This is a genomic window from Thiopseudomonas denitrificans, from assembly GCF_002866065.1.
Lineage (GTDB): Bacteria > Pseudomonadota > Gammaproteobacteria > Pseudomonadales > Pseudomonadaceae > Thiopseudomonas > Thiopseudomonas denitrificans.
On sequence record NZ_LNJZ01000002.1, the window covers coordinates 35,762 to 57,862 of the forward strand.

Here is a 22,101-nt window from a genome sequence, read left to right on the forward strand (position 1 = left end):
CTTCACCGCCGACTACCTGGATTACATGGCCGAATGGGCGCGTCGCATCGAGGGCGAGATCATCACCAGTGACCGGCCCAACGAGCAGATCTTCCTGCAGCGCAAGCCGGTCGGTGTGGTGGCCGGCATTTTGCCGTGGAACTTGCCTTTCTTCCTGATCGCCCGCAAGATGGCGCCCGCGCTGGTGACCGGCAAAACCATCGCCATCAAGCCCAGCGAGGAAACGCCCATCAACTGCCATGCTTTCACCGAGCTGCTTGCCCAGCTGGTGACCGGCGGCACCATTGCCGACCTGGGTGCCGGTTTCCACTATCAGCCGACGGTGCTGAGCGGCTGTACGGCCGATATGGACGTGATGACGAAAGAAGTCTTTGGCCCGGTGCTGCCGATCCAGATTGTCGATGATCTGGACGAAGCCATTGCCCTGTCCAACAGCAGCGATTACGGCCTGACTTCATCCGTCTACACGCGTAACCTGTCGAAGGCCATGCACGCAATGCGCGAACTGGAGTTTGGCGAGACCTACATCAACCGTGAAAACTTCGAGGCCATGCAGGGCTTCCATGCCGGTGTGCGCAAGTCCGGTCTGGGCGGTGCCGGCATGGATGATGCCTCCATAGTTCAAATGGCAGTCACATCCTTGGGCACGGCTACTAGCTTCACACCCAGCGCACCCAGCACGCGGTTGATGGTATCGAAGCGTGGGCTGGCGCCACTGCGCAGGGCTTTGTAGAGCGACTCCCTGCCAATACCGGCATCCCGTGCAATTTGGGTCATGCCTTTTGCCTTGGCAATGTCACCCAGCGCCTCGGCTAGCAAGGCGTCGTCGTTTTCTTCCAGGATGGCATTCAGATAAGCAGTAATGGCCTCTTCGCTGTCGAGGTAATCGGCTGCGTCAAAACTGGGCAGATCAGAAATCTTCACCATGATTCAATCCTCAAATCATTTCGACATTGAAGCTCTGTATTCTATCGAATACATTTTTGGTGATCCATTCTTAATTCCAGCATTTTGTCCCGGCCTGGGCTTCGTTGGTTCCATAGCCAGGGTGTGACTGGTTTTGTTGAATCGTCAGGCTGAAGTATTACAGTAGGAGTAAAACTGCAATAAATCTTGACAGAGGTTTGCTGTAGAGGCATAGTGCAAGCCAATGACTTAACGGTACAGGCCTTACTGTGATTTTTCTGTGAAGACGAGCACATGAAATACACCACAAAGCTGTCGGATATTGCCACAGTGCGCACAGGTTTTACCTTCCGCTCCAGGCTGGCAGAGCAAGCCAGCGGCAATGCGTATGTGCTGCAGATCAAGGATTTGCGGGCTTATCACGAGCAAACGGGGAGTGATCTGCTACACCGAGCCTGCCTGCCGCAAATCCAGTGGGAAGGGAGAGACAACGCATTTGTAGCGCCTGGCACCATACTCTTGCCCTCCAAAGGCGGCTACTTTCGCGCAGCCTGCCTGTCTGCCGAGAACAACGAACTGCCGCTGGTTGCCAGCAGCCAGTTTCTGCTGGTATCTCCAGTCTCAAAAAACCTGATACCGGAATTCTTGTGCTGGGCACTCAACCGGCCACAGATGCAGCACTATCTTGAAGAGATAGCCAGCCAGGGAACCAGCATGCCCATGTTGAGCCGGGCCGCAGCAGAAGAGCTCGAACTGGATATTCCCGATCTCGCCACCCAACAAAAAATTCTGCGCCTCAATCAGCTGTGGGAAAAAGAACAGCGATTGACCCGCGCCCTGCTCAAGAATCGAGAAACCATGCTACAAGGCATGTTTCGGCACCTACTCACGGAGAACCACTGATGAACAGCACCATCAACCAGGACAGCATCAACAAAGCCTTGTGGGCAGCCTGCGACACCTTTCGTGGCACCATCAGTGCAGATACCTACAAGGACTACATCCTGACCATGCTGTTCCTCAAGTACATCTCCGATGTGTGGCAGGACCACTACGAAGGCTACAAAGCCGAATACGGTGACGAGCCGGAACTGATTGACGAAATGATGAAAAACGAGCGCTTTGTGCTGCCGCAAAGCGCCAGTTTCTACACGCTCTATGAGCAGCGTCATGAGCCGGGTAATGGTGAACGTATCGATCAGGCTCTGCATGCCATCGAAGAAGCCAACGGTACCAAGCTGAAAGATGCCGGCAAAAGCGTGTTCCAGGACATTTCGTTCAATACAGACAGGCTGGGTGAGGAAAAGCAGAAGAACATCATCCTGCGCCACCTGCTGGAAGACTTTGCCAAGCCCGATCTCAACCTCAAACCCAGTCGTGTTGGCACGCTGGATGTAATCGGCAACGCCTACGAATATCTGATCAAAAACTTTGCCGCCAGTGGCGGACAAAAAGCCGGCGAGTTCTACACCCCGCCGGAAGTGTCAGAACTGCTGGCCGAACTCTTGTCTCCAAAGCCCGGTGAAAGCATCTGTGATCCTGCCTGTGGCTCCGGTTCACTGTTGATGAAGTGTGGCCGTAAAGTTGTTGAGCATCATGGCAGCAAGGAATACGCCCTTTATGGCCAGGAAGCCATCGGCTCCACTTGGTCACTGGCCAAAATGAATATGTTTCTGCATGGCGAGGACAACCACAAAATCGAGTGGGGTGACACCATTCGCAATCCCAAGCTGCTCGACCAGAATGGCGATCTGATGTTGTTTGATGTGGTAACAGCCAACCCGCCGTTCAGCCTCGACAAGTGGGGGCATGACGAAGCCGAAAATGATCGTTTTAGTCGTTTTCGCCGTGGGATTCCACCCAAAACCCGTGGTGATTACGCTTTTGTCTTGCACATGATCGAAACCCTCAAGCCAGGCTCTGGCCGCATGGGTGTCGTAGTACCTCATGGAGTGCTGTTCCGTGGTGCAAGTGAAGGACGCATCCGTCAAAAGCTGATTGAAGAAAACCTGCTCGAAGCGGTTATCGGCCTGCCGGAAAAGCTCTTTTACGGCACAGGCATCCCTGCTGCCATTCTGATGTTCCGTAAGAACAAGAGCGACAACTCGGTACTGTTCATCGACGCCAGCCGCGAGTTTAAATCCGGCAAAAACCAGAACCAGCTCACCCAGGAAAACATCGACAAAATTGTCAGCGTATTCCGTGCTGGACGCAGCGAAGATAAATACTCCCATCTCGCCAGCCTTGACGAAATCAAAGCCAACGACTTCAACCTCAACATCCCCCGCTATGTGGACACCTTCGAGGAAGAGGAAGAAATCGATCTGATGGCTGTGCGTGCCGAGCGCCTCAAGCTCAAGGCTGAACTGGCCGAGCTGGAGCAGGAAATGGAGGGCTACCTCAAGGAACTGGGCTATGTGGCAGATTGAGACCACTACCCATGTAACCACACATGTAACCACTCATGTAGCTACCCAAGCTGAGCTGCTTACTCTCACACTCAAGGACTAGCCCATGCCTCTTTTTGCACAACTCGACCAACTCAAGGCCCGGCTAGACGCACACCGCCCCCTGCCCAAAGCGGTGGTGGCGAACCTGCATGAAAACCTGCTGCTGAACTGGACTTACCATAGCAATGCCATTGAGGGAAACACGCTTACGCTTAAAGAGACCAAAGTGGCGCTGGAAGGCATCACTGTCGGCGGCAAGACCCTGCGCGAGCACTTTGAGGCCATCAACCATAGGGATGCCATTTTGCTGGTCGAAGAACTGGTGCAGACACAGCAGCCGCTCGACGAATGGACGATTAAATCCCTGCACCAACTGGTGCTAAAAAACATTGATGCCGACAATGCCGGGCGCTATCGCCAGCAGAACGTGATGATTGCAGGTGCCGACCACCGCCCGCCCGATGCCTTGCTAGTACCTGAACACATGCAGGCATTTATTCACTGGTGCCAACAAGATGCCGCGAAACTGCACCCCGTAGAACGTGCCGCCCGCGTGCATGGCGAATTTGTCAAAATCCACCCCTTTATCGACGGCAATGGGCGAACCGCCCGCTTGTTGATGAACCTGGAGCTGATGAAGGCCGGCTTTCCCGCCACCATCATTCAGGTTGAACAGCGGCTGGCCTACTACGAAGCACTGGATCAGGCGTTTTGCCAACAGGATTACCAGCCCTTTATCCGGCTGGTCGCGGACTGCGTGGAGCAGAGCTTTGCGCCCTATTGGTTTGCGTTAGGAATCAAGGAGTAGGCATGACTAAACAAACCCCCGGCATCAGCCGTTCGTCGGCAGCGGAGTATCTGACCTACGTCGCCGCCTCCGGTGATCAGCAAACCAGCGTGGAAATGCGCTACGAGAATGAAAACATCTGGCTGACGCAAAAAATGATGGCCGTGCTCTATGACGTGGATGTACGCACCATCAACTACCACCTGAAAAGCATCTTTGCCGATGGCGAGCTGATCGAAAATTCAGTTATCCAGGATTTTCGGATAACTGCCGCCGACGGCAAAACCTACCGCACCAAGCATTACAACCTGCACGCCACCGCCTTTGACTACGACCGCAGCGCACCCACCACCCGCGACTTTTTCGCCCTGGTGCAAAACAAACTGCACTGGGCGGTACATCGCCACACCGCCGCCGAACTGATTGTGGCCCGCGCCGATGCCAGCCAGCCCAATATGGGACTCACCCACTGGCAGGGCGCACCCCAGGGCAAAATCATCAAAACCGATGTCAGCATTGCCAAAAACTACCTGAGCAAAGACGAGCTGGACTATCTGGAACGCATCGTCAGCCTGTATCTCGACTTTGGCGAGCTGCAAGCCCAGCGCAAAATCCCCATGAGCATGGCCGACTGGGCCACACGGCTGGACGGTTTTCTGGAGTTTAACGGCAATGAAATCCTCACCGGCTCCGGCAAAATCTCCCACGAACAGGCCAAACTGCACGCCGAAACCGAGTTTGAAAAATACCGCGTGGTGCAGGATCAGCTGTATGCCAGTGACTTTGACCGTTTTCTGGAGGATCAGGCGGCCAGTTATGCGGTGCCGGCAGAGGCAGATAGTGGTGCGGATACAGAATTAACTGATTTGATTAAGGAGAGTGGTTATGCAGGTGCCTGAGGGGTGGATCAAGGAAACAACTGGGAGTCTATGCATCTCAATAGTACCCGGCAGAAACAAGCCTAAATCATTTACAGGTGAGATTCCTTGGGTAACAACGCCTGATATTACTGCACGCTATATCCCAACAAAAGAGCAAGAGCTATTTGTATCAAAAGCTGAAATGCAAGAGTGCGGCGGAAAGCTTGTCCCTGTGGACTCTGTCATTATGGCTGCTGTTGGCGATCTAGGATTAGTAGCAATTAACTCTGAGCCAGTAATGTTAAATCAGCAGCTTCATGCTTTTGTTCCGAAGCTAAAAATAACTACCGAGTTTCTAGCATATTGGTTGTCTACCCAGCAGCAATATATGCTTGCCCGAGCCTCGAAAACAACAATACCGTACTTAAATAAATCCAACTGTGAAAGTATTCCTGTTTTAGTCCCCCCCTTGAAGGAACAACAAAAAATCGTCCAAATCCTGTCTGCCTGGGACAAAGCCATCACCACCACCGAGCAACTGCTCGCCAACAGCCAGCAGCAGAAAAAAGCCCTGATGCAACAACTGCTCACCGGCGCTCATCCCTCCAAGCCGCGCCTACTGGATGACAATGGGCAAAGGTTTAGTGGAGAATGGGAATTCAAAACCATATCTCAAATGGGCAAGGTGCTTTCAGGCGGCACTCCAGACACTAATAGTGCTGAATATTGGGATGGAAGTATAAACTGGCTTACACCAACTGATGTAACTGCATTGAAATCTCGTTTTGTCGAAGAAACAGCAAGAAAGATCAGCAGTGAAGGTGTGAAAAATAGCTCCGCAAAATTATTGCCAGCAGGTAGCCTCATGGTCTGCACACGAGCAACTATTGGTGCGCTTGCAATTTCAACATCTGAAATCTGTACCAATCAAGGCTTTAAAAACATTGTTCCTGGTAAAGGCTTTGATGTTAACTTTATTTATTACTTGCTTTTAAATAATATAAAAGAGTTTGTTCGCAAAGCGTCGGGCTCAACCTTTCTTGAAATATCGAAAAAAGACTTTGAGAATGTGAAGCTGCTTTGTCCTGAGCTTCAAGAACAACAAAAAATCGCCACCGTCCTCACCACCGCCGACAATGAAATCACCCGGCTACAACAAAAACTCGACCAACTAAAACAAGAGAAAAAAGCCCTGATGCAGCAGCTGCTAACCGGCAAACGCAGGGTCAAGGTTGAGGAGGTAGCCTGATGACAGACAACAGCCTGACTCAGGCACCAGCAGGCGAGCTGGTAATGTTTTCGTCCGAGGACGGCAAAGTGCATATCGAATGCCGTTTCGAAGGCGACACCCTGTGGCTATCACAAGCCATGATGTGTGAGCTCTACGGCAAAGCCAAAGCCACCATCAGCGAACACGTTAAAAACATCTTTGCCGAAGGCGAGCAAAGTGAAGATTCAGTTGTTCGGTTTTACCGAACAACTGCCGCAGATGGCAAAAACTATAGCGTGCAGTATTTCAGTCTGCCGCTGGTGCTGGCCGTGGGTTATCGCGTGCGCTCAGTGCGTGGCACCCAGTTTCGTAGGTGGGCGACCCAGGCTCTTGAGGAGTATTTGATTAAAGGCTTTGTCATGGATGACGAGCGCCTGAAAAACCCGCCCGTTGGCCCCTCAGTGGTTCCTGACCGCTTTGATGAACTGCTGGAGCGGATTCGCGACATCAGGGCCAGCGAACGCCGCATGTACCTGCGGGTGCGTGAAATTTTCGCGCTGGCTGCGGACTATGAGCCCAGCTTTAAAGAGACCACTGTTTTTTTTCAGATTATCCAGAACAAGCTGCACTTTGCCTGCACGGGGCAGACTGCTGCCGAGCTGATTTATAGCCGGGCAGATGCTGCGCAACCCCATATGGGGCTGACCAGTTTCAGAGGCGATGAGGTGAGAAAGGCAGATGTCACCATCGCCAAAAACTATTTGAGTGAGCTGGAAATTGATGAGCTCAACCGAGTTGTCAGCATGTGGCTTGATTTTGCTGAAGATCAGGCCAAACGCCGTAAGCAAATTTTCCTGCGGGACTGGCAGCTTAAACTCGAGCAGTTTTTGGAGTTCAACGACCGTGATGTGCTGGATGGTGCCGGAAGCATCAGCAAGCAGCAGGCCGATAAAAAGGCACAGGGAGAATATGAGCAATACTCCAGCTTGCAAAGACAGCTCAAAGAGCAGCAGGGCGAGCAGGATATTTCTGTTTTGCTTGGCTGGCAAAGTACTCGTGCTGACAAAAAGTAGCTGTTGTCACCATCTTTGCCGAAGCCGGATGTCAAAGCAGCACTGCAATAGTCCAACAAGCTGTTGGACTATTGCCAGTTACACCCAAACTGCACAAACCACCCAATCCCAATGCTGCAACAGGCTGTTGCACAATTACATTGGCACCACAGCTTGGTGCTGCTGACCAAGCTGAAAGATCAGAATGTGCATCTGCTCTACACAAGCTGCGTTCTGTGCCGGAACCATCCGGGTGAAAATAAATTTACCAAAGTGGTAAAAATAGATAAGATAGTCAGCCATGGAAATCCTCTACGCCAGCAAGAAATGGCAGCAGCTTTGTGAAAGCCGCAAGGAAGCAGAAAAGAAACTCGGCACGGATTGCGCCAGAAAGCTAAGGGCAAGGCTGGCAGATCTGGAGGCAGCACGTCGAGTTGGTGACCTCGCAGCAGGCAACCCGCACCCGCTAAAAGGCGACAGGAGCGGGCAATTCGCCCTCAATTTGGCAGGCGGGTATCGTTTGGTTTTTAGCGCTGCCAATGATCCCGCGCCCTTGCAACAGGACGGCAGCATCCACTGGTACGCCGTCACAATAGTCTGTATCGAATTTATTGGTGATTATCATGGTTGATGCTATCGCAGAGTTTAAGCCTGACTGGGCCTCTCCGCCCGGCGAAACCATTCTTGATCTGGCCGAGGAGAAAAGCTGGACGCAGAGCGAGCTGGCCAAACGGCTGGGCTACAGTGACAAACACTTAAGCCTGCTGGTTAATGGCAAGGTCAGCCTGACGCTGGATGCTGCTGCGCGTCTGGAGCGGGTGTTGGGCGGAAGTGTTGAGTTCTGGATGAACAGGGAGGCTCACTATCAGCGTCACAATGCCCGACTGGAAGCCGAACGCAATTATCATGCCTGGTCGGACTGGCTGGAGCAGCTGCCGGTCCTCGAACTGATGAAAATTGAAGCCATCCCGAAACTGCGGAATGTGGCAAAAAACAAACCCGCCATAGTGGAGCACTGCTTGCGTTTTTTCGGCATTGCCAGTCCGGGCGAGTGGCAGGCCCACTATGCGGGCATGGAGTTTTCATTTCGTCGCAGCCAAACCTTGAGTGCTGATGTAGGTGCTGTTTCGGCTTGGCTACGCCTGGGTGAGCAAACAGCGGAACGCCTTGAGCTGCCTAAATACAACAAACGCAAATTTGAGTTGGCTCTAGAGCAAATCCGTTCCATGACGCTGCTGAAACCGGATGAATTTATACCGCAAATGAAGGCTCTGCTGACTCAGGCGGGAGTGTGTCTGGCATTGGTTCCTGCCATTCCAAAAGCTAGAGTAAGCGGTGTGGCTCGCTGGCTAAACCCCAGCAAGCCTTTGATTCAGCTGTCACTGTATGGAAAAACCAACGACAAATTCTGGTTCACTTTTTTTCACGAAGCAGCTCACCTGCTACTTCATGCAGAAGCAGGCAAAGGCAAACAAGCGATTTTTCTGGATGATCCGGGCGCCGGGCGCTCGGATAACGAGCAAGAACATGAGGCCAATCTGTGGGCAGCTCATTATCTGATACCGGTTCAGTATGAGCCTGAGCTCAGACTCTTAAAAAGCCGTGCTGATATTTTAAGCTTTGCAAAAAAAACTCAAATTCATCCCGGTATTGTGGTTGGTCGTTTGCAACACGAAGGGTTAATGGATTTCAGACAGCTGAATGGGTTGAAAACCACTTATGAGTGGGAGTGAGCGTAGGTTGCCTGTTCAACTACCTTTACCCCGAAGTGATCAATTACCGGCAGCAAACCTATGTCATCACCGAATAAGGCAAAGCCTGGCTGAAAACCCATAAGGAATAACCCCATGCACACCCTCCCCAAATTCCAGGAAGAATACAGCGCCAAGCTACCCGCACTGACTCTGCTGGCCAATCTGGGCTGGCAGTTTATGCCGCCGGTACAGGCGCTGGCCGCTCGTGGTGGACGCATGGATCAGGTGGTATTGCGGGAGGTACTGCGGGAGCAACTGGGCAAGCGTCGCTTTCAGTTTGCCGGTGGCGAGTATCCGCTGTCGACCAAGTCCATCGACAACCTGATTGCCGAGGTGTGCAGTCCGGCGTTAAATGAAGGACTGCAACGCGCCAACGAGCGGCTGTATAACCACCTGCTGTACGGCATTGCAGTGACCGAGTTTGTCGATGGCAAGAGAACCAGCGCAACCATTGCACTGATTGACTGGGACAACCCGGCCAACAATAGCTTTGTCTTTACCGAAGAGTTCAGCGTTACCCGTGCTGGCGGTGTGGATAGCCGCAGGCCGGATATTGTCTGTTTTGTGAATGGCATTCCGCTGGTGGTGATCGAGGCCAAACGCCCGGATGCCAACGTCAACAAGGGGCCAACGATTGACGAGGGTATTTCTCAGTGCCTGCGTAACCAGCGTCATGATGAAATCCCGCAGCTCTTTGCCTATAGCCAGTTGCTGCTGTCGATCAACGGCACCGATGCCCGTTACGGTACCTGCGAGACACCGGCCAAATTCTGGGCTGCCTGGCAAGAAGAAGATATTTCTGATGCGCAAATGCACGCCATCAAGAATGGCAAACTGTCGGCTGCCGTGCTGGATGCCCTGTTTGGTCATCGCCCCGCTGCTGACCGACGCTGGTATGACAGCCTGCTGGCTGGTGGACAACTGGCAGTGTCTGGTCAGGACAAAGTGTTAATCAGCCTGCTCAGCCCAGAGCGATTGCTTGAAATGACCCGCTTCTTTGTTCTGCATGACCAGAAAGTTGGCAAGATTGCTGCCCGGTATCAGCAGGTGTTCGGCATCAAGCGGCTGATTGAGCGCATCAATACCCGCCGCGCCGATGGTGGCCGCGAAGGTGGTGTGATCTGGCATACCACCGGCTCCGGCAAGAGCTTCACCATGGTGTTTTTAAGCAAGGCGCTGATTCTGCATGACAGCCTCAAACAGTGCCGCTTGCTGGTGATTACCGACCGGGTGGATCTGGAAAGCCAGTTGAGCAAAACCTTTGCCTCTGGCGGTGAGCTGGCTGGCAAAAAGGACAAGGAAGCGGCCATGGCCACCTCCGGCACACGGCTGGCCGAACAGATTGGCCGGGGCAATGAGCGTATCGTGTTCTCGCTGATCCAGAAGTTCAACACTGCCACTAGAATGTCTGAGTGCCACAACGACAGCGCCGACATCATTGTGCTGATTGACGAAGGTCACCGCAGCCAGGGCGGGGAAAACCATATCCGCATGCGTCAGGCGCTGCCCAATGCTTCCTTTGTTGCCTTTACTGGCACGCCCTTGTTGCAGGATGACAAAACCACCAACAAGTTTGGCCCCATCGTGCATGCCTACACCATGCAGAGGGCGGTGTCTGACGGCACGGTAACGCCGTTGCTGTACGAAGAGCGCATCCCCGATCTGGATGTGAACGAGCGTGCTATCGATAGCTGGTTTGAGCGCATTACTGAAGGACTGTCAGACGAGCAAAGAACCGATCTCAAGCGCAAGTTTGCTCGCAAGGGACAAGTCTATGCCGCCGATGACCGTATCCGCCTGATTGCGCTGGATATCGCCAATCACTTTGTGAAGAACATTGATGAGGGGCTGAAAGGTCAGCTGGCCTGTGACAGCAAGCAGTCGGCTATCAAATACAAAAAGTATCTGGATGAGGCAGGGCTATTTGAATCTGCCGTGGTGATGAGCCCGCCGGATACCCGTGAGGGCAATACCGCCGTGGATGAGTCGGCCATGCCGGAAGTCACCCGCTGGTGGAAGGACAACATCGGTAATCAGGACGAGCAGGCGTACACCAAGGCGGTGGTGGAGCGTTTCGACAAAGACCCGGCGCTCAAGCTGCTGATTGTGGTGGACAAGCTGTTGACCGGTTTTGACGAGCCGAAAAATACCGTGCTCTACATCGACAAGCCGCTTAAGCAGCACAACCTGATTCAAGCCATTGCCCGGGTCAACCGCCTGCACCCGCAGAAGAAGTTTGGCTTGCTGATCGACTATCGTGGCATTCTGGCTGAGCTGGATACCACCATCCAGAAATATCAGGATTTGGCTTCGCGCACCCAGGGCGGCTACGACCTCAGCGACATTGATGGCCTGTATAGCCAGATGAGCACCGAGTACAAGCGCCTGCCGCATCTGTATAAACAACTGTGGGCAATTTTTGACGGGGTGAAAAACCGCAACGACATCGAGCAACTGCGTCAGGCGCTGGTGCCCCGTATGGAAGACAGAAGCGGTGAGCTGGTGGATGTGCATTTAAAAATCCGTGAGGACTTTTACGAAGCTCTGACCGCTTTTTCCAGTTGTCTGAAAGTGGCGCTGCAATCAGCCACTTTCTTTGAAGATACCGCCTTTAGCGAGCAGGATCGCCGCCATTACAAGGAAACCGTCAAGCAATTGTCCAGCCTGCGCCAACTGGTGCAACGGGATGCCGGTGAGAAAATCGACTACGACGAATACGCCAGCCAGGTGAAAAAGCTGCTCGACAAGCATGTGGTCGGCGTGGATGTGAAAGATTCCAGCGGTGTGTATGAGGTCGGCAAGATGGGCCAGCAGCAAAAGCCCGAAGACTGGAGCGAGGATAAAACCCGCAACGAAACCGACATCATCAAAACCCGCATCGCCCGCACCATTGAGCAGGAGTTGCGCGACGATCCCTACGCTCAGGAGGCTTTCTCCAAGCTGCTGCGCCAGGCGATTGCAGAGGCAGAAAAGTTGTTCGAGCATCCGCTCAAGCAGTACATGCTGTTTCATGAGTTTGAACAACAGGTACAGCAGCGTCGCCTGGATGATATTCCCGATGCTTTTGATGGTAATCACCATGCACAGGCGTACTTTGGCGTGTTCAAGAAGCAGCTACCCGAGGTGTTTGCTGTTACCGACGAGCAGGTGGTCAACAAGTGGGTCAAGCTGGCCTTTGCCATCGACCAGATTGTCGATCAGGCCGTGGCTGAAAACTCGATCAATCCGCAAAACATCGAGGCCGATATCCGCAAGCAGTTGCTGCCCATGCTGTTCAGAGAGTGCAAGGCGATAGGTGCAGGTATGGAGCAAGCGAAGAAAATCGTCGAGACAGTAGTACAAATTACCCGTGTTGGCTTGAGCGGGGTGTAAACCGTGCGTGCTCTGTGCGATCCAGACCAGCCGCCGCTGAGCTTTGTCTATGGTGACGAGCGTATTGCCTTTGAGCGTGTGCCACGAAGGAAAACCAGCGACAGGGTGCTGATCAAGGTACACCCGGATTGCCGTGTGGTGGTGTCCGCTCCGCAGGATGCAAATAACGAAGAGGTCCTGGCTGCCGTCAAGCAGCGTGGGCGCTGGATTTACCAGCAACTGCGCGAGTTTCGCCAGCAGCAAGAACACATCACCCCACGCCAGTACATCAGTGGTGAAAGCCACCTGTACCTGGGCAAGCAGTATCTGCTGAAAGTAAATGTTGAACCCAATCAGCAGCAAGGCGTAAAGCTGTTACGTGGCAAGCTGGAAGTCTTTGTGCGCAGCCGTGATACCGAACGGGTTAAAAAACTGCTGGCTGATTGGTACAAGGAGCGTGCCCGTGAAGTCTTTGCTCGCCGACTGGAAGTGCTGCTGGAACAGGCACTTTGGGTCGATAAAAAACCGCCACTGCGCTTGCTGGCCATGCGAACACAGTGGGGCAGCTGCTCGCCCAATGGCCGCATAACTCTCAATCCCAACTTGGTCAAAGCTCCCCGAGACTGCATCGACTATGTGATTTTGCATGAGCTATGCCACTTGGCCGAGCACAACCATAGTGAACAATTTTACCGTCTATTGGGACAGGTCATGCCCGGCTGGGAGCCAGTAAAGGAGCGGCTGGATGGGATGGCAAGCCGGATACTATCGACACAGATTTAGCTAAGCGACTGAAAAAGAAATTTGTCACATTTCTATCGTCAGTGAATCATCTTGACCGTACCGGTTAACAGGTGCTATTAAATGGTCTGTTTTGTTATGGAGCCGATGATATGCAGGTCAAGTTTTCTGAAGATGTAGTTCCTCTTTCTGATCTGAAAATCAATCCAGGAAAGGTGGTCAATCGAACGCAGGAGACGCGTCGTCCAATTTTGCTGACCAGCCGTGGCCGGGGAGTGGCGGTTGTTCAGGGGCTTGAGGATTTTGAGCGGGCCGCCGAGGAGCTGAAATTCGTCAAGGCGGTGGCTCGGGGGCTGTCCGATGTGCGTGAGGGTAACACTGTGTCTTTGGCTGAAGCCAGGCAAGCGTTGGGTCTCAGTTAAATGGAGCTACGTCTGGCGCAGTCTGCGCTTGAGGATTTGCAAGCCATTCAGCAGTATTACTTTGAGCAAGGCGCTGCGCATATCGGCCAAGCCTATGCGGTGGCTATTCTTGAGCAGGCTGAAATGCTGGTGTCTCACCCGGATGCTGGCCGGATGGTTCCCGAGTTTGGTGTTAAGCACATTCGTGAACTGATCCATTCACCCTTTCGGGTTGTTTATCTGAGGCAGGCTGGCGAGGTTGTGCTGGTTCGGGTATGGCGCAGCGAGAGGACGTTGGAGCTTCCAGACAGTGCTGGCGATATTTAATTAATGCCTCGCGCCTTGGAAATGTCGCCCAGTGCCTCGGCCAGCAGGGCATCGTCGTTTTCTTCCAGTATGGCGTTCAGGTAGGTGGTGATGGCTTCCTCGCTATCCAGATAGTCCGCTGCGTCAAAGCTTGGTAGGTCAGCAATTTTGACCATGATTTAATCCTCCAGTGTTTTCGCCAGGCCAATTGCCTTGGCTAATGCGCTCTTTTTGGCGTATTTGCTTGATACGTTCGGCGGTCATGTTTTCGGGTTCCAGTCCAGCCGAAAGCGCCTCGATCTGGCGCAGGGTGATTTGATCAACCGAGCCGTTATGGCTGAATCGTTCGGCCATATTTTGCATTCTTTGTAAGCGTTCATCAGTCATTGGGCACATCTCTTAGCAGACCTGCCTGAATGTTTTCTGTTATTTGCGCTGTGGTGAAACTGCGAAAACTTGCTCCTAAAAGCCGGTGGGCTTCCATGAGTTTGTCGGGTATTTCTTTACCGCTTTTGGGTATGTCAGAGCTAATTTAGGTTTGACGCACATTCTGCGCTAGTGACGCATCTGCGATTTAGGAATGCGCTCACGGCTTAGGTTGCCTGACTCAGCCTGTAACCGAATGGTTTTGTTGTCCCAAGAGATTGAGTTGGCTGACCGGTTTATGCCAAGGGTGATTGGCTCAACCACTTTATAAGCCTGGCCGGACTGAATTTCTAAAACTTTGAGCTGATAAGTGCCAGGTGTGACGGCTGTTAACTCGAATGAATCATTGCGGCGTACATAGATTTGGCGAACCGGACTGTCACTTTGTAACAGCTGTACATAGGCGTCTTGTTTTCCGTTTCTATTATCTATGGTTATGCTGCCGCGACCTTCGGTAGCTAACACTGGCTGTCCGGGCAGATAACCGGTTTTTTCAGGCCAAGCACTTCCGTTTGGAGCGGTGCTTAACAGCTTGCCCAGACCAAGGGTTTCCAGAAAGCTTTGCACGCTAAGGTCTTCTTTGCCAAGAGTGACCTTGATTGCCATGGCGCTCGCAAAAGATAGAACTAAAAACAGGGCTATATTTTTTGCCAGCTTTCCAGTCTTGTTCTTTCTGTTAGCTGCATCCAGCTTGCTTTGCCATTGGTTTTTTTCACTATTTGACCAAGCGCGGCCCGGGTTATTTTGCTGGTTGGTTTTTTTGTATCTTTCCTTGTACCAATCCCTGTCATGCATTCCCATAGACTTACCTCCAGTTATTTCGAATATCAGTGTGCTGGCTGTGCAGCCTGTAATCAGTATTTATTAAACCCGCTCCAACACCACCCCCGCCTCAATATGCTCCGTCCACGGAAACTGGTCAAACAGCGCGCAGCGGGTAATGCGGTGGGTATCACTTAGCTGGCGGATATTCTCGGCCAGCGTCTCCGGGTTGCAGGAGATATACAAAATCCGGTCAAAGCGGCGTACCAGCTCACAGGTATCTGGGTCCATTCCGGCACGAGGTGGGTCTACAAATACGGTGCCGAACTGGTAGTCATCTAGCTCGATACTCGCCAAACGGCGGAATTCACGCACGCCGTTGAGTGCCTGGGTCAGCTCTTCGGCGGACAGGCGTACCAGTTCGATGTTGCTGATGCTGTTGTCGTCCAGATTGGCCAGTGCCGCATTGACCGAGGTTTTGCTGATCTCGGTGGCCAGTACTTTGCGTACGCGGGTGGACAGCGGCAAAGTGAAGTTGCCGTTGCCGCAGTAGAGTTCCAGCAGGTCGTCGCTTTGCTGGCCTAATGCTTCATAAGCCCAGTTCAGCATGTGTTGGCATACGCCGCCGTTGGGCTGGGTGAAGGCACCTTCGGGCTGGCGGTAGCTGTATTCGCGACCTGCCACAGTGAGTCGCTCGGTTACATAATCTTTATCCAGTACCAGGCGTTTGCCCCGTGAACGGCCAATCAGTTGCACGCCCAGTTGCTCGGCTACGGGTTGCGCAGCGGCCAGCCATTCGTCGCCCAGCGGGCGGTGGTAGCACAGGGTAATCAGTGCCTCGCCGGATAATGTGGTTAAAAACTCGACCTGAAACAGCCGGTGTGACAGTTCGCTGTTGGCTTGCCATGCGGCTTTGAGTTTGGGCATCAGCTGGTTGATCAGCTGGCTGGCAATTGGCAGTTGCTCCATCAGGATCGGCGTGCGCTTGTCGCCAGGGTTGAACATGGCGTAGTGGCCGATGCCGTTGTCAAACCAGATGCGAAACTCGGCGCGCAGGCGGAAGTGCTGCGGGGCCGAGGCGAATACTTCCGGCTGTAGCTCGGTAAATGGAGCCAGCAGCTGTTGCAGGCGCTGCTGCTTGGCCTGCAACTGGGCGTTGTAGGCGTCCATGGAATAATCGGTGCTGGAAGGCATGGCAGTCATTACTCCGTGACGGTCAGGGGAAGAAGCCGAGTTTGACGACAAACAGGATCGACAATATCCACAGCGCCGGGTTGAGGTCGCGGTAGCGGCCGGCCAGCAGCTTGATGGCGGTCCAGCTGATGAAGCCGAAGGCGATGCCGTTGGCGATGGAGAAGGTCAGCGGCATGGTCAGCGCGGCGACCACCACCGGGGCGGATACGGTCAGGTCTTCCCAGTCGATGCGGGCCAGACCTTCGGTCATCAGCACGGCGACAAAGAACAGCGCCGGTGCGGTGGCATAGGCGGGAATGGTGGCCGCCAGCGGGGCGAAGAACAGGCTGAGCAGAAACAGTCCGGCTACCACGCAGGCAGTCAGGCCGGTACGGCCACCGACGGCAATACCTGCAGCGGACTCGACAAAGCTGGTGGTGGTGGAAGTACCCATGCAGGCACCGGCCATGGTGGCGGTACTGTCGGCCAGCAGCGCCTTGCCCAGCTTGGGCATCTGGCCTTTGTCATCCATCAGGCCGGCACGCTGGGCCACGCCGATCAATGTGCCGGAGGTGTCAAACAGGTCGACGAACAGGAAAGCGAAGATCACGCTGACCAGACCCACGTCCAGCGCGCCGGCAATGTCCAGCTGCATCAGGGTAGGCATCAGGCTGGGCGGCATGCTGACGATGCCTTGCAGCTGTGACAGTCCGAGCAGCACGGACAGGCCGGTGACCAGCAGGATGCCGATCATCACCGCGCCGGTGATCTTGCGGTAGACCAGCGCGACAATCACGGCGAAACCGAGCACGGCAAGGATCGGGCCGGGCTGGCTCAGGTCACCCAGGCCAACCAGAGTGGCTTCGTTGCCAACGACGATGCCGGCGTTTTTTAGCGCGATCAGCGCCAGAAACAGGCCGATACCGGCACTGATGGCCGAGCGCAGTGGTAACGGGATACTGTTGATGATCCATTCGCGCACCTTGAACAGCGACATGGCAAAGAAGATCAGGCCCGACAAAAATACTGCACCCAGCCCCACCTGCCAGCTGTAGCCCATGGTCAGTACTACGGTGTAGGTAAAGAAGGCGTTGAGGCCCATGCCGGGGGCCAGGGCGATGGGATAGTTGGCCAGCAGGCCCATGATCAGCGAGCCGATGGCGCCGGCCAGGCAGGTGGCGACAAAGACCGCGCCGATGTCCATGCCCGTTTCTGCCAGCATCGGCGGGTTGACGAACAGGATGTAGGCCATGGTGAGGAAAGTGGTGATGCCGGCGATGATTTCGGTACGGACCGTGGTGCCGTGCGCCTGGAGCTGGAAGATGCGTTCGAGCATTGTGCTGGGACCGGTGAAAAACAAGGCGCAAGGATACCAGCCCGTGGCCGGAAAAGTCATGTGGGCAGGGTGGGCGAGCTGGGGTATTCTTGCCTTTTAAATAAGGTATCGATGCTGATGCCGATAAAAATGCATGAATACTGACAGGAACAAGAACAATGAAGCCCAAGGGTATTTTCCTGCTGGCAGGTGCGCTGCTTGCCGTGCTGCTGGCGGGTTGTGAGCAGCCGGGTGAGCAGGCATTGCCGCCACGGCCCGTACTGGTGGTGCATCCGCAACCGGCCCATGAGGGCTCGGGCATTTATCCGGGCGAGGTGCTGGCACGCTTCCAGCCGGAGCTGGCCTTTCGCGTCAGTGGCAAGATCATCCAGCGCACCGTGCAGACGGGGCAACGGGTCAGGGCTGGCGAGCTGCTGGCCGAACTCGATCCGGCCGACCTGAGGTTGCAGGTGCAGGCGATGCAGGCGCAGCAGGTGGAGGCGCAGGCCGGCCTTGCTCTGGCCCGTGACGAGTTGCAACGCTATCAGACATTGTATGAGCGCGGCCTGCTGAGCCAGTCGCAACTGGACAGCCTGCGCACGACGGAGAAAAGCGCCCGGGCTCGCTTGCAGCAGGCAGAGGCGGCGCTCGCCAATGCTCAAAACCAACTGGAATACAGCCATCTGCGGGCGCCGGAAGATGGCGTCATTGCGCGGGTTCTGGCCGAAGCCGGGCAGGTGGTGGCGGCTGGTCAGCCGGTGTTTGTGCTGGCGGCTGATGGCCCGCGCGAGGTGGAGTTCAGCGTTCCCGAGCAGGCGTATGCGGCTTTTTCCATTGGCCAGCCGGTTGAGGTGACGTTGCTCAACCAGCCGGATACGCGCCTGCCGGGCATGATTCGCGAACTGGCGCAGGTGGCCGATCCGCGTTCGCGCACCTATAGCGCCCGGGTCAGCCTGGCGGATGCCATTGTCGAGCTGGGCCAGAGCGCCCGGGTGCATGTCAGCGGGCCGGCCGGTCCGTCCTGGCTGCTGCCCCTGTCGGCGATTGACGGAGAGGGGGAGCAGGCGGTTGTCTGGCGTTTCCTGCCGGAGAGCGGGCGTGTCCAGCGCCAGCAGGTGCGGATGACCAGTTTTGACGAGCGTTTTGTGCGGATTGATGATGGGGTGCAGGCCGGCGACTGGCTGGTGGCCGCCGGAGTTCACCTGTTGCAGGACGGGCAGCAGGTGCGGGGGCTGGATGCGGATAATCGCGCGGTTGCGGCCGGCAGTGAGGACTAGGCCATGAAGTTTAACCTGTCGGCCTGGGCGTTGAGCAACCGCCCGCTGGTGCTGTTCATCATGCTGGTGGTGATGCTGGCCGGGACGCTGTCCTACGGCAAACTGGGCCAGAGCGAGGACCCGCCCTTCACCTTCAAGGCGATGGTGATTGACACCCGCTGGCCCGGTGCAACTGCGCAGGAGGTGTCGCGCCAGGTCACCGAGCGTATCGAGAAAAAACTGATGGAAACCGGGGAGTACGAAAAAATTACCTCGTTTTCCCGCCCGGGCCAGTCGCAGGTGATCTTTGCCGCGCGTGACAGCATGCGCTCGAAGGACATTCCCGAGCTCTGGTACCAGATCCGCAAGAAAATCGCTGACATCCGCCACACCCTGCCACGGGAAGTGCAGGGGCCGTTTTTCAATGACGAATTCGGTACCACCTTTGGCAATATCTATGCGCTGACCGGTACTGGCTATGACTATGCCGTGCTCAAGGACTATGCCGAGCGTTTGCAGCTGCAGCTGCAACGGATCAGGGATGTGGGCAAGGTCGAGTTGGTCGGCCTGCAGGATGAAAAAATCTGGATCGAGATTGCCAATGCCCGGCTGGCCAGCCTGGGCGTGTCGCTGCCCCAGGTACAGCAGGCGCTGGATGCGCAAAACGCCGTGAGCAGCACCGGTTTTTATGAAACGGCCAGCGACCGCATCCAGCTGCGTGTCAGCGGACGTTTCGAGTCGGTCGAGGAGATCCGCGAGTTTCCGGTCAGGATTGGCGAGCGTACCCTGCGCCTGGGTGATGTGGCGGATGTCCATCGCGGCTTCAATGATCCGGCGGCACCGGGCATGCGCTTTATGGGCCAGGATGCACTGGGTATTGCCGTATCCATGAAAGCCGGCGGCGACATTCTAATGCTGGGCCGCACGCTTGAAACCGCACTGGCTGACATGCAGAACGAGCTGCCGCTGGGCATGGAGCTGCACAAGGTGTCCGACCAGCCGGCGGCAGTAAAGGAGGGGGTGGGCGAGTTTGTCCGCGTGCTGATCGAGGCGCTGGTGATCGTGCTGCTGGTGAGCTTTTTCTCGCTGGGTTTGCGCACCGGACTGGTGGTGGCGTTTTCCATTCCGCTGGTGCTGGCACTGACCTTTGCCCTGATGCATTACTTCGGCATCGGGTTGCACCGTATCTCGCTGGGCGCACTGGTGCTGGCGCTGGCGCTGATGGTGGACGACGCCATCATTGCGGTGGAGATGATGGCGATCAAAATGGAACAGGGCTGGAACCGTCTGCGCGCGGCCAGCTTCGCCTGGACCAGTACGGCATTTCCGATGCTGACCGGCACCCTGATCACCACCGCCGGTTTTTTGCCGATCGCCACGGCCCAGTCCAGTGTCGGCGAATACACCCGTTCGATTTTCGAGGTGGTGGCGATTTCACTGGTGGTTTCTTGGTTTGCTGCCGTGTTGTTCGTGCCCTATCTGGGCGACAAGCTGCTGCCTGATCTGGGGCGCATCATGGCGGAAAAGCACGGCAGTACCAAGGGCGAACACGACCCTTATGCCACACCCTTCTATCAGCGCGTGCGTGCGGTGATTACCTGGTGCGTCAGTCATCGCTGGATAGTCATTGTGCTGACGGTGGCGGCCTTTGTCGTGTCGATTGCCGGATTCAGCCTGGTGCCCAAGCAGTTCTTTCCGGATTCCAACCGGCCCGAGCTGCTGATTGACCTGAAGTTGCCGGAAGGCAGCTCGCTGCAGGCGACCCGGCAGCAGGTTGAACGGCTGGAGGCCGAACTGGCCAGACAGGACGGGCTGGTCAACTATGTGGCCTATGTCGGTACCGGCTCGCCGCGCTTCTATCTGCCACTGGACCAGCAGTTGCCGGCCACCAGTTTTGCCCAGTTCGTGCTGCTGACTGAAGACCTGGAGGCCCGTGAGGCCGTGCGCAGCCGGCTGATCGCGCTGCTGCATACAGACTATTCCAGCCTGCGCGGGCGGGTGGTGCGTCTGGAAAACGGTCCGCCGGTGGGCTATCCGGTGCAGTTTCGCGTCTCTGGCGAGCATATTGACGTGGTGCGCCGGCATGCCCGCGAGGTGGCGGCGGTGATGCGTGAAAACCCGCATCTGAGCAATGTGCATCTGGACTGGGAGGAGCCGAGCAAGGTGGTGCGGCTCAATATCGACCAGGACCGTGCCCGCGCACTGGGTGTCAGCAGTGCCGAGGCCGCCCGCTTTCTGCAGGGGGCGCTGTCGGGTACGCCGGTCAGTCATTATCGTGAAGACAACGAGTTGATCGAGATTCTGTTGCGTGGCTCGGCGGACGACCGCGAGCAACTGGGCAATCTGGCGCAGCTGTCGATTCCGACCACCCTGGGTACCCATATCCCGCTGTCGCAGGTGGCCGAACTGGAGTACGGCTTTGAGGAAGGCATCATCTGGCACCGCGACCGCCTGCCCACCATTACCGTGCGTGCCGATGTCTATGGCGGGCAGCAGGCTGTGGACCTGACGGCGCAGATACTGCCGCAACTGGAGCCAGTGCGGGCCAGCCTGCCGGCCGGCTACCTGCTAGAGGTGGGCGGCACGGTGGAAGACTCCCAGCGCGGCAGCAAGTCGGTGGCCGCCGGCATGCCGCTGTTCTTGCTGGTGGTGATGACCCTGCTGATGATCCAGCTGCGCAGTTTCTCGCGCATGTTCATGGTGCTGCTGACCGCGCCGCTGGGCATGATCGGTGTGACGCTGTTTCTGCTGTTGTTCGGCAAACCGTTCGGGTTTGTCGCCATGCTGGGCACCATTGCCCTGTCGGGCATGATCATGCGCAACTCGGTGATTCTGGTGGACCAGATCGAAACCGACATCGCTGCCGGCCATACACAATGGCAGGCGATCATCGACGCCACGGTACGGCGTTTCCGGCCGATCGTGCTGACTGCCATGGCGGCGGTGCTGGCGATGATTCCGCTGTCGCGCAGCGTGTTCTTCGGCCCGATGGCGGTGGCCATCATGGGCGGGCTGGTGGTGGCCACGGCGCTGACCCTGCTGTTCTTGCCGGCGCTCTATGCCGCCTGGTTCCGCGTCAAGGAGTAGGTGCGAATTCATTCGCACACGCACCCCTGCCGCCCGGCGCTGCCTGGCTTTGTCCGGATAAATCCGGACCTACAGTTGGCCAGTCCCCTGTAGGTGCGAATTCATTCGCACACGCACCCCTGCCGCCCGTCGCTGTCTGGCCTTGTCCGGATAAATCCGGACCTACAGCTGGCCAGTCTCCTGTAGGTGCGAATTTATTCGCACACGCACCCCTGCCGCCCGGCGCTGCCTGGCCCTGTCCGGATAAATCCGGACCTACAGTTG

21 protein-coding genes and 1 pseudogene are annotated in these 22,101 nt (G+C 55.6%); 15 read left to right on the plus strand and 7 right to left on the minus strand.

Annotated features, from left to right (window positions below; genetic code table 11):
* Position 1: 1 nt before the first annotated feature.
* A pseudogene (locus tag AR306_RS00520) lies at positions 2-598 on the plus strand (aldehyde dehydrogenase family protein); the annotation flags it as partial.
* A 23-nt stretch (positions 599-621) separates the two neighbouring features.
* On the opposite strand, the gene AR306_RS00525 reads toward AR306_RS00520, so the two are convergent.
* The gene (locus tag AR306_RS00525) at positions 622-927 is read right to left on the minus strand and encodes an addiction module antidote protein (protein WP_101495601.1); all 306 of its coding nucleotides are present in this window, start codon (positions 925-927) and stop codon (positions 622-624) included.
* Positions 928-1,200: 273 nt separating this feature from the next.
* On the opposite strand from AR306_RS00525, the gene AR306_RS00530 reads away from it, so the two are divergent.
* The 6 genes from AR306_RS00530 to AR306_RS00555 all read left to right on the plus strand — a co-directional run bounded on the left by AR306_RS00530 (position 1,201) and on the right by AR306_RS00555 (position 7,286).
* Positions 1,201-1,809, plus strand: coding sequence for a restriction endonuclease subunit S (locus tag AR306_RS00530; RefSeq protein WP_101495602.1), 609 nt, complete (start codon positions 1,201-1,203; stop codon positions 1,807-1,809).
* Entirely contained in the window at positions 1,809-3,335 is a 1,527-nt protein-coding gene (locus AR306_RS00535) for a type I restriction-modification system subunit M (RefSeq protein WP_101495603.1), read from the plus strand. The genes AR306_RS00530 and AR306_RS00535 overlap by 1 nt, the downstream gene beginning before the upstream one ends.
* Positions 3,336-3,420: 85 nt before the next feature.
* On the plus strand, positions 3,421-4,164 hold the full coding sequence (locus tag AR306_RS00540) for a Fic family protein (RefSeq protein ID WP_101495604.1): 744 nt from the start codon (positions 3,421-3,423) through the stop codon (positions 4,162-4,164).
* Between the two features lie 2 nt (positions 4,165-4,166).
* On the plus strand, positions 4,167-5,042 hold the full coding sequence (gene rhuM / locus AR306_RS00545; protein WP_101495605.1) for a RhuM family protein: 876 nt from the start codon (positions 4,167-4,169) through the stop codon (positions 5,040-5,042).
* The gene (locus AR306_RS00550) at positions 5,029-6,252 is read left to right on the plus strand and encodes a restriction endonuclease subunit S (RefSeq protein WP_101495606.1); all 1,224 of its coding nucleotides are present in this window, start codon (positions 5,029-5,031) and stop codon (positions 6,250-6,252) included. Before rhuM ends, AR306_RS00550 begins: the two co-directional genes overlap by 14 nt.
* The gene (locus AR306_RS00555) at positions 6,252-7,286 is read left to right on the plus strand and encodes a virulence RhuM family protein (protein ID WP_146002278.1); all 1,035 of its coding nucleotides are present in this window, start codon (positions 6,252-6,254) and stop codon (positions 7,284-7,286) included. Before AR306_RS00550 ends, AR306_RS00555 begins: the two co-directional genes overlap by 1 nt.
* Before the next feature lie 135 nt (positions 7,287-7,421).
* On the opposite strand, the gene AR306_RS13275 is transcribed toward AR306_RS00555, so the two are convergent.
* On the minus strand, positions 7,422-7,568 hold the full coding sequence (locus tag AR306_RS13275) for a hypothetical protein (RefSeq protein ID WP_166627907.1): 147 nt from the start codon (positions 7,566-7,568) through the stop codon (positions 7,422-7,424).
* Between AR306_RS13275 and AR306_RS00560 the strand changes: the two genes are divergently transcribed.
* From AR306_RS00560 to AR306_RS00585, 6 genes are all read left to right on the plus strand, one after another.
* Positions 7,567-7,896 (plus strand): type II toxin-antitoxin system RelE/ParE family toxin, encoded by a 330-nt coding sequence (locus AR306_RS00560; RefSeq protein ID WP_101495607.1) that lies wholly within the window; start codon positions 7,567-7,569, stop codon positions 7,894-7,896. The genes AR306_RS13275 and AR306_RS00560 overlap by 2 nt on opposite strands.
* Positions 7,889-8,998 (plus strand): helix-turn-helix domain-containing protein, encoded by a 1,110-nt coding sequence (locus AR306_RS00565; protein WP_101495608.1) that lies wholly within the window; start codon positions 7,889-7,891, stop codon positions 8,996-8,998. Before AR306_RS00560 ends, AR306_RS00565 begins: the two co-directional genes overlap by 8 nt.
* 114 nt (positions 8,999-9,112) lie before the next feature.
* Entirely contained in the window at positions 9,113-12,391 is a 3,279-nt protein-coding gene (locus AR306_RS00570; protein ID WP_101495609.1) for a type I restriction endonuclease subunit R, read from the plus strand.
* 3 nt (positions 12,392-12,394) lie between these two features.
* Positions 12,395-13,153 carry a M48 family metallopeptidase gene (locus AR306_RS00575; RefSeq protein ID WP_240622444.1) on the plus strand — a complete coding sequence of 253 codons (759 nt, stop codon included), beginning with the start codon at positions 12,395-12,397 and terminating at the stop codon, positions 13,151-13,153.
* Positions 13,154-13,263: 110 nt separating this feature from the next.
* On the plus strand, positions 13,264-13,533 hold the full coding sequence (locus AR306_RS00580; RefSeq protein ID WP_101495610.1) for a type II toxin-antitoxin system Phd/YefM family antitoxin: 270 nt from the start codon (positions 13,264-13,266) through the stop codon (positions 13,531-13,533).
* Complete coding sequence (locus AR306_RS00585; RefSeq protein ID WP_101495611.1) at positions 13,534-13,839, plus strand: type II toxin-antitoxin system RelE/ParE family toxin; 306 nt, start codon at positions 13,534-13,536, stop codon at positions 13,837-13,839.
* Here AR306_RS00585 and AR306_RS00590 read toward each other — a convergent pair.
* From AR306_RS00590 to AR306_RS00605, 5 genes are all read right to left on the minus strand, one after another.
* Complete coding sequence (locus AR306_RS00590; protein WP_206167932.1) at positions 13,836-13,994, minus strand: helix-turn-helix domain-containing transcriptional regulator; 159 nt, start codon at positions 13,992-13,994, stop codon at positions 13,836-13,838. The genes AR306_RS00585 and AR306_RS00590 overlap by 4 nt on opposite strands.
* Entirely contained in the window at positions 13,978-14,205 is a 228-nt protein-coding gene (locus tag AR306_RS13100; protein ID WP_133539762.1) for a hypothetical protein, read from the minus strand. The genes AR306_RS00590 and AR306_RS13100 overlap by 17 nt, the downstream gene beginning before the upstream one ends.
* Positions 14,206-14,373: 168 nt before the next feature.
* The gene (locus AR306_RS00595; protein ID WP_101495612.1) at positions 14,374-15,045 is read right to left on the minus strand and encodes a hypothetical protein; all 672 of its coding nucleotides are present in this window, start codon (positions 15,043-15,045) and stop codon (positions 14,374-14,376) included.
* A 63-nt stretch (positions 15,046-15,108) separates the two neighbouring features.
* The gene (gene trmA / locus AR306_RS00600; protein WP_101495750.1) at positions 15,109-16,176 is read right to left on the minus strand and encodes a tRNA (uridine(54)-C5)-methyltransferase TrmA; all 1,068 of its coding nucleotides are present in this window, start codon (positions 16,174-16,176) and stop codon (positions 15,109-15,111) included.
* Between the two features lie 46 nt (positions 16,177-16,222).
* Positions 16,223-17,515 carry an NCS2 family permease gene (locus tag AR306_RS00605; protein ID WP_101495751.1) on the minus strand — a complete coding sequence of 431 codons (1,293 nt, stop codon included), beginning with the start codon at positions 17,513-17,515 and terminating at the stop codon, positions 16,223-16,225.
* 158 nt (positions 17,516-17,673) lie between these two features.
* Between AR306_RS00605 and AR306_RS00610 the strand changes: the two genes are divergently transcribed.
* Positions 17,674-18,771: an efflux RND transporter periplasmic adaptor subunit gene (locus tag AR306_RS00610; RefSeq protein ID WP_101495613.1), complete on the plus strand. Its 1,098-nt coding sequence runs from the start codon at positions 17,674-17,676 to the stop codon at positions 18,769-18,771.
* Positions 18,772-18,774: 3 nt separating this feature from the next.
* A complete protein-coding gene (locus tag AR306_RS00615; protein ID WP_101495614.1) occupies positions 18,775-21,837 on the plus strand; it encodes an efflux RND transporter permease subunit in 3,063 nt (1,020 codons plus the stop codon).
* Positions 21,838-22,101: the final 264 nt, after the last annotated feature.

What these genes read in the sequence shown, in the direction of transcription:
- AR306_RS00525 (WP_101495601.1), bottom strand. Translation starts at nt 927, where the DNA reads ATGGTGAAGATTTCTGATCTGCCCAGTTTTGACGCAGCCGATTACCTC.
- AR306_RS00530 (WP_101495602.1), top strand. Translation starts at nt 1,201, where the DNA reads ATGAAATACACCACAAAGCTGTCGGATATTGCCACAGTGCGCACAGGT.
- AR306_RS00535 (WP_101495603.1), top strand. Translation starts at nt 1,809, where the DNA reads ATGAACAGCACCATCAACCAGGACAGCATCAACAAAGCCTTGTGGGCA.
- AR306_RS00540 (WP_101495604.1), top strand. Translation starts at nt 3,421, where the DNA reads ATGCCTCTTTTTGCACAACTCGACCAACTCAAGGCCCGGCTAGACGCA.
- rhuM (WP_101495605.1), top strand. Translation starts at nt 4,167, where the DNA reads ATGACTAAACAAACCCCCGGCATCAGCCGTTCGTCGGCAGCGGAGTAT.
- AR306_RS00550 (WP_101495606.1), top strand. Translation starts at nt 5,029, where the DNA reads ATGCAGGTGCCTGAGGGGTGGATCAAGGAAACAACTGGGAGTCTATGC.
- AR306_RS00555 (WP_146002278.1), top strand. Translation starts at nt 6,252, where the DNA reads ATGACAGACAACAGCCTGACTCAGGCACCAGCAGGCGAGCTGGTAATG.
- AR306_RS00560 (WP_101495607.1), top strand. Translation starts at nt 7,567, where the DNA reads ATGGAAATCCTCTACGCCAGCAAGAAATGGCAGCAGCTTTGTGAAAGC.
- AR306_RS13275 (WP_166627907.1), bottom strand. Translation starts at nt 7,568, where the DNA reads ATGGCTGACTATCTTATCTATTTTTACCACTTTGGTAAATTTATTTTC.
- AR306_RS00565 (WP_101495608.1), top strand. Translation starts at nt 7,889, where the DNA reads ATGGTTGATGCTATCGCAGAGTTTAAGCCTGACTGGGCCTCTCCGCCC.
- AR306_RS00570 (WP_101495609.1), top strand. Translation starts at nt 9,113, where the DNA reads ATGCACACCCTCCCCAAATTCCAGGAAGAATACAGCGCCAAGCTACCC.
- AR306_RS00580 (WP_101495610.1), top strand. Translation starts at nt 13,264, where the DNA reads ATGCAGGTCAAGTTTTCTGAAGATGTAGTTCCTCTTTCTGATCTGAAA.
- AR306_RS00585 (WP_101495611.1), top strand. Translation starts at nt 13,534, where the DNA reads ATGGAGCTACGTCTGGCGCAGTCTGCGCTTGAGGATTTGCAAGCCATT.
- AR306_RS00590 (WP_206167932.1), bottom strand. Translation starts at nt 13,994, where the DNA reads ATGGTCAAAATTGCTGACCTACCAAGCTTTGACGCAGCGGACTATCTG.
- AR306_RS13100 (WP_133539762.1), bottom strand. Translation starts at nt 14,205, where the DNA reads ATGACTGATGAACGCTTACAAAGAATGCAAAATATGGCCGAACGATTC.
- AR306_RS00595 (WP_101495612.1), bottom strand. Translation starts at nt 15,045, where the DNA reads ATGGGAATGCATGACAGGGATTGGTACAAGGAAAGATACAAAAAAACC.
- trmA (WP_101495750.1), bottom strand. Translation starts at nt 16,176, where the DNA reads ATGGACGCCTACAACGCCCAGTTGCAGGCCAAGCAGCAGCGCCTGCAA.
- AR306_RS00605 (WP_101495751.1), bottom strand. Translation starts at nt 17,515, where the DNA reads ATGCTCGAACGCATCTTCCAGCTCCAGGCGCACGGCACCACGGTCCGT.
- AR306_RS00610 (WP_101495613.1), top strand. Translation starts at nt 17,674, where the DNA reads ATGAAGCCCAAGGGTATTTTCCTGCTGGCAGGTGCGCTGCTTGCCGTG.
- AR306_RS00615 (WP_101495614.1), top strand. Translation starts at nt 18,775, where the DNA reads ATGAAGTTTAACCTGTCGGCCTGGGCGTTGAGCAACCGCCCGCTGGTG.